Here is a 13,358-nt window from a genome sequence, read left to right as displayed (position 1 = left end):
CGAGCGTAGGACTCGCCCCACATCCCCACCCTGGCCCGGCTCGAACACGGCTGGCCCCCTCCACAACGGGCCGGGGCTGTGGGGCCGCAGCACCCGACCGACGCAGGGCAGGAGCAGGGTACTGCCCAGGTGAGGGGCGCTCCCACCAGATTGCTCGGGCCGTCCGGGGGCCGTGCGAGGGGGCTGGGGGCGGGCACGTAGGGGCGGGCACGTCACGGGCGTCCCACCGGACTGGTTTCCGTCGCGGGGTGGACGTCAGGCAAGATGGGATGTATCTGCCCTCACGCGGCGGAGCCGCACATTGGCCCTTCTCGACCTGCCGGACGGTTTCTCTTGGCTGAGTTCATCTACACCATGCGCAAGACGCGCAAGGCGCACGGCGACAAGGTGATCCTTGACGACGTCACCTTGAACTTCCTGCCCGGCGCGAAGATCGGTGTGGTCGGCCCGAACGGTGCCGGCAAGTCCACCGTTCTCAAGATCATGGCCGGTCTGGAGCAGCCCTCCAACGGTGACGCGTTCATCTCGCCCGGGTACACCGTCGGCATCCTCATGCAGGAGCCGAAGCTCGACGAGTCCAAGACCGTCCTGGAGAACGTCGAGGACGGCGTCGCCGCGATCAAGGGCAAGCTGAACCGCTTCAACGAGATCGCCGAGCTGATGGCGACCGACTACTCCGACGCGCTGCTCGACGAGATGGGCAAGCTCCAGGAGGACCTCGACCACGCCAACGCCTGGGACCTCGACGCCCAGCTCGAGCAGGCCATGGACGCGCTCGGCTGCCCGCCCGGCGACTGGCCCGTGGTCAACCTCTCCGGTGGCGAGAAGCGCCGCGTCGCGCTCTGCAAGCTGCTGCTGGAAGCCCCCGACCTGCTGCTCCTCGACGAGCCGACCAACCACCTCGACGCCGAGTCGGTGAACTGGCTGGAGCAGCACCTCTCGAAGTACGCGGGCGCCGTCGTCGCCGTCACGCACGACCGGTACTTCCTGAACAACGTCGCCGAGTGGATCCTTGAGCTCGACCGCGGCCGCGCGCACCCGTACGAGGGCAACTACTCCACGTACCTGGAGAAGAAGCAGGCGCGCCTGAAGGTCGAGGGCCAGAAGGACGCCAAGCGCGCCAAGCGCCTCAAGGAAGAGCTGGAGTGGGTCCGCTCCAACGCCAAGGGCCGCCAGACCAAGTCGAAGGCGCGTCTCGCCCGGTACGAGGAGATGGCCGCCGAGGCCGACAAGATGCGGAAGCTGGACTTCGAGGAGATCCAGATCCCGCCGGGCCCGCGCCTCGGTTCCATCGTGGTCGAGGTCGACAAGCTCTCCAAGGCCTTCGGTGACAAGGTCCTCATCGACGACCTGTCGTTCACGCTGCCGCGCAACGGCATCGTCGGCGTGATCGGCCCGAACGGCGCCGGCAAGACCACGCTGTTCAAGATGATCCAGGGTATGGAGACCCCGGACTCGGGCGCGATCAAGGTCGGCGACACCGTCAAGATCAGTTACGTCGACCAGAGCCGCGCCAAGATCGACCCCAAGAAGACCCTCTGGGCGGTCGTGTCGGACGAGCTCGACTACATCAACGTCGGCCACGTCGAGATGCCCTCGCGGGCGTACGTCTCCGCCTTCGGCTTCAAGGGCCCGGACCAGCAGAAGCCGGCCGGCGTCCTCTCCGGCGGTGAGCGCAACCGCCTGAACCTGGCGCTGACCCTCAAGGAGGGCGGCAACCTGCTGCTCCTCGACGAGCCGACCAACGACCTCGACGTCGAGACCCTGTCCTCGCTGGAGAACGCGCTGCTGGAGTTCCCGGGCGCGGCCGTGGTCATCTCCCACGACCGCTGGTTCCTGGACCGTGTCGCGACGCACATCCTCGCGTACGAGGGTGAGTCGAAGTGGTACTGGTTCGAGGGCAACTTCGAGTCGTACGAGAAGAACAAGATCGAGCGGCTCGGCCCGGACGCGGCCCGTCCGCACCGCGCGACGTACAAGAAGCTGACTCGGGGCTGATGTGACCCGTCATATCTACTCCTGCCCCCTGCGCTGGTCGGACATGGACGCCTTCGGGCACGTCAACAACGTCGTCTTCCTGCGGTACCTGGAAGAGGCGCGGATCGACTTCATGTTCCGGCTGGCGCCGGGGGAGGGCAGCACGTCCTTCACGGGCGGGTCCGTCGTGGCCCGGCACGAGATCGACTACGTGCGGCCGCTGGTCCACCGGCACGAGCCGGTGACCGTCGAGTCGTGGGTCACGAAGATCGGCGCGGCGTCGCTGACGATCGCGTACGAGATCAAGGACGAGGACACCGTGTACGTGCGGGCCTCGACCATCGTCGTCCCGTTCAACCTCGCCGAGTCGCGGCCCCGCCGCATCACGGCCGAGGAGAAGGCGTTCCTGCTGGAGTACCTGGACGACGGCCGACAGGCGGAGGCCGTCGCGGCATGACGGCGCCCCGGCCTCAGCTGCTCCACTTCGCGGACTCCGGGGAGGCGGCGGACCTCGCCGCCTTCCTGGGCCGTCTGGTGCACTACGACCGTGCGGCGGCGGTGCGGTTGCAGGCCGCGGGCGGTGCTCTGGCCGTCTTCGGCCGGCCGCCGTCCTTCGACGTACTGGCGATCCGTACGGCGCGGCTCGCCGGGCCGTACGGCTTCGACGTCACCGTCTCCGCGGGGGAGCTGCTCGAATCCCTCGACGATGCGGCGGGCACCGCCGTCGTGCCGGCCGCCGTCACCGGTCCGCCGTGGGCGGGGATGCTGCCGCCGCGCGGCGGCTGGCGCCCGGTGCCCGGGCTGCCCGGAGTGGAGGCCATGCGGGCCGCGGTGGGCGCGGCCGTCGCCGAGTTCCGTGCGCGGGACGAGGCGTTGCCGCCGGGGCAGCGGACCCGGGCGGAGCGCGACCGTATCGGCCGCGAGATCTGGTCCCGGCCGCTCGGCGACACCGAACTCCCGCTGCGCGCGGTGCACGCCGCGCAGTCCCTGGGCTTCCTGCGTCCGATACGGACCACCGTGCCCCCGCGGGCCACGGGCCCCTCCGCCCCCGCCACCGGCCCGTCCGCCGCCCCGGCCGCCGCCGAGCCGGTGGCCCTGCTGCTGGCGGGCAGCTGGCTGCGGCTGCGCACGCCGTACGGTTCGATCGCCACCCGCCGCCCGACGGCCCTCGGCCCCCTGACGGTCACCCCCGCCTGACCACCGAGAACCCCGGCCGGACCGGTTGTTCCGGGCCGTGTGTCATCGCAGGGCCTACACGTCCCGCGTCGCTGCCGGGACTCCCGGGCCGCCGCCCGGGCGGACGGTGTCCCGGCCACGGCCGGAGCCGGCCCGTCGGCGTCAGCCGTCGGCGTTCACCATCGAGGCCGCGGCGTAGGTGAGGTAGTTCCACAGCTGCCGCTCGTGCTCCGCCGACAGGCCCAGCTCGTCGACCGCCGCGCGCATGTGCTTCAGCCACGCGTCGTGCGCGGCCCGGTCCACGGTGAACGGCGCGTGCCGCATCCGCAGCCGCGGGTGGCCCCGGTTGTCGCTGTAGGTGCGGGGGCCGCCCCAGTACTGGATCAGGAAGAGGACGAGCCGCTCCTCGGCCGGGCCCAGATCTCCCTCCGGGTACATGGGCCGAAGCAGCGGGTCCGACGCGACTCCCCGGTAGAAGTGGTGAACCAGGCGCCGGAAGGTCTCCTCGCCGCCGACCTGCTCGTAGAAGGTCTGCTCCTGAAGCGTGCCGCGCGGAATCTCTTTCACGCCTCCATCGTCTCAGACGCACCGGCCGAGGACTCAGGTCCTACGACTACTCGCCCAGCCGCCCCCGGCGCAGGAAAGTGGAGGTATGGGTGCACACCTGGACGCGCAGGAAGCGGCACACGCCGCGCTGGTACGGGAGATCGTCGCCACCGGGGCCTTGTCCGACCCGGCCTGGCGGGCGGCGTTCGCCGCCGTGCCGCGGCATCTGTTCGTCCCCTACTACTACGTCGGCCGGCCCGGCGGCTACGAGCGGCTGTGGGGGGAGGACCCCGACCCGGAACAGCGGGTGCGCTGGCTCAACGGGGCGTACGCGGACACCCCCATCGCCACCCGGGTCCGGGACGGCGAGCTGGTCTCGTCCAGCAGCCAGCCGTCGCTGATGGCCCGGATGCTGGACGAGCTGAAGGTACGGGACGGGGACGTCGTACTGGAGATCGGTGCCGGCACCGGCTACAACGCGGCGCTGCTCTGCCACCGGCTCGGGGACTCCCTGGTCACCACGGTCGACCTCGACCCGGAGATCACGGAGTCGGCCCGCCACCATCTCGCCGCCGCGGGCTACCACCCGGCGGTCGTCACCGGCGACGGCGCACGCGGCTGTCCGTCGCGCGCCCCCTTCGACCGCATCATCGCGACCTGCACGCTGCCCGCCGTACCGCACGCCTGGCTCGGCCAGTGCCGGCCCGGGGCGCGCATTCTCGCCCCGCTGTCCACCGGGCTGATTGCACTGCGGGTCCAGGACGCGAACTCCGCGGAGGGGCGCTTCCTGCACACCTCGGCGTACTTCGTCCCGCTGCGCGGGGCCGCGTCAGGTCTGGTACCGCCCTACGTGGGCGGGCTGCCGCGGCACGCGCTGGAGAACGAGCTCTTCCGCTTCCTGCTCACGCTCACCGCGGGCACGCTGGATCCGCACGAGGCGCTCTCGCTCTGGCGCCGCGAGAACCGCCCCGGGCGGGAGCGGTTCGGGGTGACCGTGACGGCGACCAGTCAGTGGGCCTGGCTGGACGACCCGCAGGGTCCGTACGCCTGGCCGCTGGGCCCCCCGGCGGGCTGACGGCTCGGCCCGGGACGCGCCCTCGGCCCCGCTCTCAGCCCCGGCGGACCGTGATCGTCGTCCAGGCGCCCACGTGTACCCGGTCGCCGTCCTGCAGCGGGACCGGGACATAGGGCTGGATCGGGTCCTCGCCGCCGTTGATCGTGGTGCCGTTGGTGGAGTTCTGGTCGACCACGGCCCAGGTGCTGTCCGGCTGCTGGACCAGGACGGCGTGCTGGTGGGAGACGCCCGGGTCCTCCGGCGGCACGGACAGGTCGATGTCGGGGGACTCGCCCGTGGAGTGCCGGCGGCGGCCGATGGTGATCTGGTTGCCGGACAGCGGAAGGTGCTGTTCCGGCGAGTAGGCGGGCAGGTTGAGACCCGCCGCGTCGGGTCCGCTGCGCTGCATCATCGCCATGAAGTACTCGCGGTCCGGGGCTATCGTCGCGGTCCAGCCCGCCGGTGTCTGGTACTCCGGCGCCTGGTACTCCGGTGTCTGGTACGGCTGATGCGGATGCTGGGACGTGTGCTGCGCGGGCGGCGGCAGCATCCAGTCGTCCCCGCCGCTCTGCGGATGCGGCTGCTGGTGCTGATGCGGCGACTGCTGCTGCTGCGGGAATCCGGGCGGCGGCGGAGGACCCTGCATGGGCTGGTACGGCGCCGGGTGCTCGGGTGCCAGCGGCTCGGCCGGGCGGTTCATCTGCGAGGGGCGCGAGCTCTGGTACTCGTACGGGTCCTGCGGCCGCGACGGCTGCTGCGGCTGGGCCTGGAAGCCCGGCGGCAGATTCGGACCGGGCTGGTGCGGCGGGGCGACCGGGGTGTAGGAGGTCGCCGTCTGCGTCAGGAAGTTGTACCGGCACTCCTCGCAGAACGGGGCCATGGCCTCGCGCGGGGTGCGGCACTGCGGGCAGAGCTCCGCCTGGGCGGTGGGCTCGCCGCCGGCCGGGGGGAAGCCGTATCCGTCGTATCCGGGAGCGGCCGGCGGGGGAGGCGGCGGCATGGCGCCGGAGGGCGCACCCGCGCCGGCCATGCGATGGCCGCAGACCTCGCACCAGTCGTCGGAACCCGACTGGTGTCCGTTCGGGCAGGTCGGCATGTCGGCACTTCCCCCTCTCCGAGTCCGGCCCCTCCCCGGGGCCGTAAATCAGGACTTCTTTACGCGAACCGTCTTCGTCGAGCGCGTTTCGAGAGTCATCTCGTCCGCGTCCGCGACCTTCGCCTTCAGCCGCACAGTACCGGTCGCCGCGTCGACGACATCCACCACCTTCGCCAGCAACTTCGCAGTGTCCCGGTTTCCGGAGGCGCTGGCGAGCTGCACGGCCCGGCCGAGTTTGGCGGTCGCGCCGTCGAAATCGCCCGACTTGCGGGCGTCCAGGCCCTGTTGGATGACCTGCGCCAGTTCGGCCTGACCCGTGTAGTGGGCGACCTGGGGGTTGATGGAGGTGGACGCCGCCATGTCGTCGGTCCACACGGCCCGTACGAGACCCTGCGACAGCGTCTGCGGAGCGCCGCCGGACGGGTCGGGCAGCACGAGGGAGACGCGGGCGGCCAGCATCTCCCGCCCGATGCCGGCCTCGGGCACCTGCACGCAGACGTGGTAGTCGCGGGACTCGTCGCCCCACGAACCGGTCGGGTAGTCCCCGGCGCGCGGGCCGGTCTCGGTGCGGCGGCCGGTCAGCTCCTCGACGGTGGGCGCCACCTGCTTGACGAACTTGATCTCCGTGTCCACCGGGGTCCACAGGCGCAGGGCGACGTCGGCGACCTCCTTGCCCATCGCGTTCTCCATCATCAGCGTGAAGTCCGCGGCCAGGGCCGCCGGGTCGGCGACGATGTCGGCGGTGCCGAGCAGCGCCGAGGCGATGCCGGTGACCTCCTTGACCTCCCAGTCCGTACCGACACCGCGCGCGTCGCAGGTGAAGCGGCCCGCGCAGGCGTCCAGGGCGGCCCGCAGGTCCTCGGGGGACTCGTGCTCGTTGCGGCCGTCGGTGAGCAGGATGCCGTGCCGGATCACCTCCCTGCCGTCCTGCGCGGCGGCCGCGCCCAGCAGCCGGTCGGCGAGCCGCAGCCAGGTGCCGATGGCCGTGCCGCCGCCCGCGCTGAGCCTGCGCAGGGCCTCCTTGGCCTGCGTGCGGGTCTGGTCGTCGGCCGTGGCCAGCCGCCCGTTGCCCGGGTAGACCTCCTTGGCCACATGCGTGCCGCCGACGACGGCGAAGGCGACGCCGTCGCGCAGGGTGTCGATCGCCGCGGCCGTCGCGTCGCGCGCGTTGCGCATCTTCGTCGGCGGGTAGTCCATCGAGCCGGAACAGTCGACCATGATCACCACGGCCGCGCCCGGGGCCTGGCCCCGGCTTCCGGCCTGGCCGGGTATGGACGCCGGCGAGGCCCCCGCGCCCGTCAGCGGCACACCCAGCGGCACGCCGCCGCTGGTCCCGCCACCGGTCGACGTGACGGTGACGATCGCGTTGACCTCGCGGCCGCCCTCCGGGAGGTATTCGTTCTGGTACACCTCGACGGAGAACTGCGGCACGTGCGACTTGGAGAAGTTGGCCATCGAATCGGCTCCTTGAGGCTCCGCATGCTGTTCAGCCAGTGATTCGGGGGTCGGTTCGCTCAGGCCGATCCTGCCCCTTGGGGCGGTACGGGGAACGGCAGCACGGCCACTGTTACGTTGTCGTGGCCCCCGCCGTCCAGGGCGTGCCCGACCAGCACCTGCGCGCTCTGCAGCGGCCTGTGGTGGGAATCGGCGGGCAGCACGCGCGCCATGTCCTCCGCCGCCTCCGCGTAGTTCCACAGGCCGTCCGTGCACACCACCACCACTCCCGGCCGGTCCGGCTTGAAGGACGCGGTGTGCGGCTCCAGTTCGTACGCGTCGGCGCCGAGCCAGCCGGTGATGGCGTGGGCGCGGTCGTCGGCGTACGCCTCGGCCTCGTTCATCAGGCCCGCCGCGACCATCTGCGCGGCCCACGAGTCGTCCTCGGTGAGCCGGGCCGGCGGGATCGTCCGGTCCACGGGCACCCAGTACACGCGGCTGTCGCCGACCCAGCCGACGATCAGCAGACCGCCCGCCACGATCGCGCCCACGAGCGTGCAGGCCGGGGCGTTCTGGTGGCGGTGCGCCTCGTGCTCCAGCGCCTGGGCGTGCGCGTCGGGGTGCGCCTGGGCCAGGGAGTTGACCGATTCCGCGGCGGCCACGATCGCCTCGTGCATGGCCTGCTGCGGGTGCGTACCGCGCGGCAGGGCGGCCAGCAGGAACTCGTTCGCCGCGCTCGCCGCGGCGGCCGAGGCCTCGTCGGGACGGCTCGCCGACGACACGCCGTCGCAGACGATCGCCACGACGGCGGGGGAGCCGTCCGGCAGTGCGGTGGCGGACACCGCGAACGCGTCCTCGTTGCGGTGGTGGCGCAGCCCGCGGTCGCTGACCGCCGCGACCGCACCGAGCTCCTGCTCCATGTGGTCGCGCTCACGCGGCTGGGCGTGGCCGCAGTTCTCGCAGTACCCGTCGTCGTCGACCCGGCCCGCCCGGCAGGCCACACAGACCGGCCCCGCGGCCGGACCGGGCGGGGCGGTCCGTGGGTCCGCGGCGGGTGCGGGTGCGGGGGCGTGGTTCGCGGTGGGGGCGGGGGCCTGTCCCGGGACCGGGGCCGGCTCGGGCGCGGCGGCCGCTCCGGGGGCGGCGAGCGGGTACTCGTCCGGGGCCGGCCGGCCGGGCTGCGCGGGTACCCCCGACGGCGCGTCGAACCGTACCGCCGAGGGAAGTTCGCCGCCGCCCGAGTCGGTACCGGGCAGGTCGGTCGGCCGGTGCACCGGCGCGGGCGTGTCGGAGCTGTCCGCCTCCGGCGCGCCGGGCCACTCCACCGGGGCATGCGGGGCCGCCCCGTTGAGGGCGGCGGTGGGGTGTTCACCGGGCGGCTGCGGGACGGCCGACAGGTCGTACCCGCAGACACCGCAGTACCTGTCACCCTCCTCCAGCGGTTCCTCGCAGCTGGGGCAGGCAGACAGCTGGTGCATCCGCGACATCACTCACACCCACGTCCGGGGTCGGAAACGGTTGGCCCGCTCCACCAGTTCGATCCTTTCCTCGCCACGCTGTGCAAGCCGGGCGAGGACGCGGTACGAGCGCTCCAGACCGAAGCGCAGGCCCCGCTCGTCCAGTTGACTGCCGAGCAGCGCCGTCTGCACGGGACGCGCCCCCCGGCTACCGGAGAGTACCCAGTCGAGCGCGGTCCCCAGTACCTCGGCCGACAGCTGCTCGCGGCGCACGGCGTCCAGACCGAACTGCCGCAGGGCCTCGACCTGGCCCGCGGCCGCGGTCAGATCGTCCATCAGCGGGTCGTGCGCGGCGCGCTGCCGCAGCCGGGCCCGTACGGCCGCGACCCGCGCGGCCGTGTAGTGGATGGACGCCTCCGGTACGGACTCCAGGGTCCGCACGGCGCTCGTCCGGTCCCCGGCGGCCAGCTGCACCCGTGCGAGCCCGAACGCGGCGCTCACGTAACCGGGGTCGGTCGTCCAGACGAGCCGGTAGTACTCGGCGGCGTTGTCCAGCTGACCGAGGACCTCGGCGCACACGGCGAGCGCGAGCTTCGGCGCGGCCTCGCCCGGGAACGCGTCGTAGATCGCGTCGAAGGACAGCGCCGCGCTCTCGTTGTCCCCCGTCACGAGCGAGGCGACGCCCCGGTACCAGACCACGCGCCAGTCGTCCGGGTGGTCGGCCTCCAGGGCTTCCAGCGCCGTGCCGGCCGCCCTGACTTCGCCCATCTCCAGCCGGGCGCGCAGCTCGCGCAGCCGCCGCTCGACGGAGTCGGCGGGCGCGGCCTGCAGAGCGGCTATCAGCTCGGCGGGCGCGGAGGCCATGAGCCCGGCGAGGAACCCGGCGTTGGGATCGTTCGGGTCCACCCGGGGCACGGGCAGCGCAAGCGCCGTCCCCCGCGAGTCGAGCGCGGCGAGATACGCGGTGGCGCCAGGGGCGCCGATGAAGTGCTGGGTGCCGCGCGCGGCGCCCGCCCCGCCGAGCGCGGTGCCGCTCCCGCCGGACGCGCCCGGGCTGCCGTAGGCACCACCGGCGCCGGCCGCGGTGGCGTAAGGGGCGTTACCGCTCTCGCCGCCGGCGACCACGCCGCCGTACCCCGGCGCGCCGGGGATGCCACCGGCTGGGCCAGCCCCCGTTGCGCCCGGAGCCCCGTATACCTCGGGGTTGCCGCCCATGGCGCCCGCCCCGCCGAGCGCGGTGACGCTCCCGCCGGACGCGCCCGGGCTGCCGTAGGCACCACCGGCGCCGGCCGCGGTGGCGTAAGGGGCGTTACCGCCCTCGCCGCCGGCGACCACGCCGCCGTAGCCCGGCGCGCCGGGGATGCCACCGGTTGGGCCCGCCCCCGTTGCGCCCGGAGCCCCGTATACCTCGGGGTTGTCGCCCGCCGCGGGGCCGTACGCTGCGCCCACGCCGCCGTAACCCGGCGTGCCGGGTCCTGTGGCCGTGCCGCCGTAGGGTGAGCCTCCGGCTGGCGCGGCGCCCAGGGGGCCGGCCGGCCGGCCTGCCGCGTGCGTTGCCGCTGCTCCGATCGCGCCCGCCCCGTGCGGGACGCCGCCAACGCCCCCGGCCGGGGTCCCGGCGGATGCGCCGCCCGTCTTCGGCTGGGGCGGGATCGCGCCCGGGGGAAGGGCGGCGGCCGGCGCCGGCCGCCGGCCGAGGAACCCGCGGCCCGCCGGGGCCCGGCGCGCACCCAGGCGGGAGACGTCCTCCGTCTGTTCGGCGAACAACACCGTGTCCGTCACCCGCAGTTCCGGGCCGAACAGCGTCGACAGCTGCGGCCTCGGCCGGCCCGTCTGGAGCGCCACCACCTCCCGCAGCACGCCGGTCAACTGCTCCGCCATCTCCTGCGCCGAGGCGAACCGCCGCGCCGGATCCGGGTCGGTCGCCCGGACCAGCAGCCGGTAGAAGGACTCGTACTGCTGGAACACCTCAATGCTGTCGGGGTCCGGCAGGCTGTCCACGAAGACGTTCGTGTACCCCTGGAAGTCGAACGTCAGCACCGCCAGCGTCCGCGCCACCGTGTACAGGTCGGAGGCGACGGACGGGCCGACCTCCGCCACCTCCGGCGCCTGGTACCCCACCGTGCCGTAGATGGCGCTCTCGTCGTCGTCCATCCGGCGGACCGCGCCCATGTCGATGAGCTTGAGCTGGTCCTGCTGCTGAATCGCGTTGTCGACCTTGAAGTCGCAGTACAGCAGGTTGCGGCTGTGCAGATGACCGAGCGCCTCCAGCGCCTCGATTCCGTACGCGCAGGCCTGCTCGACCGGCAGCGGATCGCGCTTGCCGGACGGCCCGCGCCGGTCGTTGGCGATCTCCTTGAGCGACTTGCCGCCGACGTACTCCATGACGATGTAGCCGTCCATGGAGCCGGTCCGCTGGTCCAGGTGCTCGACGAAGTTGTAGATGCGGACGATGTTCGAGTGCTCGATCTCGGCGAGGAAGCGCCGCTCCGAGATCGCCGCCTCCATGGCGTCCTGGTCGCCCGTGTCGAGCAGACCCTTCAGCACTACCCAGCGGTCCGAGACCGCCCGGTCGTACGCGAGATACACCCAGCCCAGGCCGCCGTGCGCCAGGCAGCCCGCCACCTCGTACTGGCCGTGCACGATGTCACCGGTGCGCAGCTTCGGCACGAAGGAGTACGGGTGCCCGCACTTGGTGCAGAAGCCCTCGGTACGGCCCGGCCGTTCACCCCGCGCACGCCCCACCGGCGCCCCGCAGTCCGAACGCGAGCAGAACCGCTTCCGCTCCGGGACCTCCGGGTTCTCCAGCACCGCCGCCGCCGGATCGGGACGCGGCACCTCCGGTACGGCGACCAGCCCCGCCCCGAGCCGGTTGCGGCCGGACGAGGCGGTGGTGGAACCGGAGCTGCGCACCGAGACGGACCGGGCACTGGCCGCACCGGAGAGCGAACGGGACAGCCGCCCCGACACCGAACGCCGCGAGGTGGAGGAGCGGGAGGAGCGGGCCGAGTGCGACGAGCGGGCGGAGGCCTGCGAACCGCTCCGCGCCGAACTGCTGTTGCTGCCCCCGCCACGCCCGCCGGCGATGCCGGTCGGGGGCGAGGACAGCGCGCCGTTCGGCGCTACGACGGGGGCCAGCCCGCACGTCCCGCAGTACAGCTCACCGCCGCCCATGTCCTCGTACGCGCCCTCGCACCCGGGGCGCTGGCACTTCGCCGCCTCACTCATGATTCCCCCCTGCGGTCGGTCCGCGGTCGGTGGGCCCGGACTGTCGCGGGACCAGGACTTCTGCCGCGGCCTGCTGATAGCGCAGCACCGCCTGCTCGGCGGCGCGCAGATCGCACGGCGCGCTCCACAGCATCCGGCGGGCCGCGTCGTACCGCTCGATCAGCAGCGGGTCCTCGGCCATGCCGTGCCGCGCGACCTTCGCCTTGTACGCGTCGAGGCGGCCACGCAGCTCCGCCCGCACCGCGAGCGGCGCCGTGACCGCTGTCAACGACTCCCGCGCGCGCAGCAGTTCGTCCTCCGCGCGGTGCTCCAGGGACTCCAGCAGCGGGGAGAGCCGGTGCCACTGCGCATGCCGGCGGTACTCCGACGCCGCCGCCAGCTGCTCCTGGAGGGCGGTCGGGGGGCCGCTGACCGCGGGCACCTCGGAGGCGGCGATCTTGGCCAGCACCTCGCCGCGCGCGGCCCGCGCCTCGGCGAGCGTGCGGTCGGCACGGGAGAGCAGGTCGCGCACGCTCAGCAGCCGCTGCTCGGCATCCTGGCGGACGTCGAGGACCGCCTCGATCTCGCGCCGGACGTCCTCCAGGGCGCGGGCGGCCCGGTCGTACCGCCCGGTGTCCGGACGTCCGCCGCCGGGCGCGGAGCTGCGGGGCGCCGGCACCCAGAACGCAAGCGGGTCGGACACCACCTGCGCGCGCAGCGCGGTCAGTTCCCCGGTGATCGACTCCAGGTCGTCGCCCGACGGGTGCTCGCCGGGCCGTACGCCGACGGAGTGCGCCAGCGAACGCGTGCGGTGCAGCTCGGCCGAGAGCAGGTCGATCCGGGCGGGCAGCGCCGACCACACCGCGTCCGCCGTCACCACCATGTCCAGCGACCGCGCGTACAGCTCGTTCATCCGGGCGACCAGCTCCTCGAGCGTGAACTGCTCGGTGAGCTTCGCGGGGCCGGTGATCGAGGGCGCGGTGTGCGCCGAGGAGCCGCCCGCGACGGTGACGGACCGGCCGCGCAGCAGCTCGGTCAGCTCCGTCAGGTCCTCACGGGCCGGCCAGCGCCGCCTGGCGCGCTTCTCGCGGGCATCGGTGAGAGCGGCGGTGTACGCGTCGAAGTAGGACCAGAGCAGCGAGACGGCCTGCTCGGTCCCGGCCCAGCGGTCCTTGGTGGTGCCGGTCAGCTCGGCGCCTTCCAGGAGACGGCGGCCCGCGTGGTCCTGGAGGGCGAGGAGCGAGGTCTCGATCGCCTCGTGCTCCGCGCCGAGCCGCGCCAGCGCACGGTCCACCTCGTCCCGGTCCATCACCGGCCCGGTGGATCCCGCGACGCCCATCGACCACCCCTCCGAGTTTCTGGCCACGTTGCCGCCGCCGTAGTTGCCGTGGCTGTTGTCGCCGCCGCTGTT

The 13,358-nt window shown here is 73.2% G+C and carries 10 protein-coding genes; 4 read left to right on the top strand and 6 right to left on the bottom strand.

Annotation, left to right across the window (positions count from 1 at the left end):
• Positions 1 to 333 precede the first annotated feature (333 nt).
• Genes ettA through ACWV17_RS14815 form a run of 3 tightly spaced genes read left to right on the top strand, consistent with a single transcriptional unit; the run spans position 334 to position 3,174 of the window.
• Positions 334 to 1,998, top strand: coding sequence for an energy-dependent translational throttle protein EttA (gene ettA / locus ACWV17_RS14825; RefSeq protein ID WP_455360063.1), 1,665 nt, complete (start codon positions 334 to 336; stop codon positions 1,996 to 1,998).
• A gap of 1 nt (position 1,999) precedes the next feature.
• A complete protein-coding gene (locus ACWV17_RS14820) occupies positions 2,000 to 2,434 on the top strand; it encodes an acyl-CoA thioesterase (protein ID WP_455354420.1) in 435 nt (144 codons plus the stop codon).
• Positions 2,431 to 3,174, top strand: a complete 744-nt coding sequence (locus tag ACWV17_RS14815) for a hypothetical protein (RefSeq protein ID WP_455354419.1) — start codon at positions 2,431 to 2,433, stop codon at positions 3,172 to 3,174. Before ACWV17_RS14820 ends, ACWV17_RS14815 begins: the two co-directional genes overlap by 4 nt.
• Before the next feature lie 141 nt (positions 3,175 to 3,315).
• On the opposite strand, the gene ACWV17_RS14810 is transcribed toward ACWV17_RS14815, so the two are convergent.
• Entirely contained in the window at positions 3,316 to 3,720 is a 405-nt protein-coding gene (locus ACWV17_RS14810; protein ID WP_455360062.1) for a globin, read from the bottom strand.
• 85 nt (positions 3,721 to 3,805) lie between these two features.
• Here ACWV17_RS14810 and ACWV17_RS14805 point away from each other — a divergent pair, with 85 nt between their 5' ends.
• Entirely contained in the window at positions 3,806 to 4,774 is a 969-nt protein-coding gene (locus ACWV17_RS14805; RefSeq protein ID WP_455360061.1) for a methyltransferase domain-containing protein, read from the top strand.
• A 34-nt stretch (positions 4,775 to 4,808) separates the two neighbouring features.
• Here the strand turns inward: ACWV17_RS14805 and ACWV17_RS14800 are convergent, their stop codons facing one another.
• From ACWV17_RS14800 to ACWV17_RS14780, 5 genes are read right to left on the bottom strand one after another with little or no spacing between them, the layout of a single operon-like run.
• The gene (locus tag ACWV17_RS14800; RefSeq protein ID WP_455360060.1) at positions 4,809 to 5,849 is read right to left on the bottom strand and encodes an FHA domain-containing protein; all 1,041 of its coding nucleotides are present in this window, start codon (positions 5,847 to 5,849) and stop codon (positions 4,809 to 4,811) included.
• A 48-nt stretch (positions 5,850 to 5,897) separates the two neighbouring features.
• Positions 5,898 to 7,304 carry a vWA domain-containing protein gene (locus ACWV17_RS14795; protein ID WP_455360059.1) on the bottom strand — a complete coding sequence of 469 codons (1,407 nt, stop codon included), beginning with the start codon at positions 7,302 to 7,304 and terminating at the stop codon, positions 5,898 to 5,900.
• Positions 7,305 to 7,363: 59 nt separating this feature from the next.
• A complete protein-coding gene (locus tag ACWV17_RS14790) occupies positions 7,364 to 8,770 on the bottom strand; it encodes a PP2C family protein-serine/threonine phosphatase (protein WP_455360058.1) in 1,407 nt (468 codons plus the stop codon).
• Between the two features lie 3 nt (positions 8,771 to 8,773).
• On the bottom strand, positions 8,774 to 11,968 hold the full coding sequence (locus tag ACWV17_RS14785; RefSeq protein ID WP_455360057.1) for a tetratricopeptide repeat protein: 3,195 nt from the start codon (positions 11,966 to 11,968) through the stop codon (positions 8,774 to 8,776).
• The gene (locus ACWV17_RS14780) at positions 11,961 to 13,286 is read right to left on the bottom strand and encodes a hypothetical protein (RefSeq protein WP_455360149.1); all 1,326 of its coding nucleotides are present in this window, start codon (positions 13,284 to 13,286) and stop codon (positions 11,961 to 11,963) included. The genes ACWV17_RS14785 and ACWV17_RS14780 overlap by 8 nt, the downstream gene beginning before the upstream one ends.
• Positions 13,287 to 13,358: the final 72 nt, after the last annotated feature.

The organism is Streptomyces mabaensis (assembly GCF_053763515.1).
This window is presented reverse-complemented; position numbering and strand designations above follow the sequence as displayed.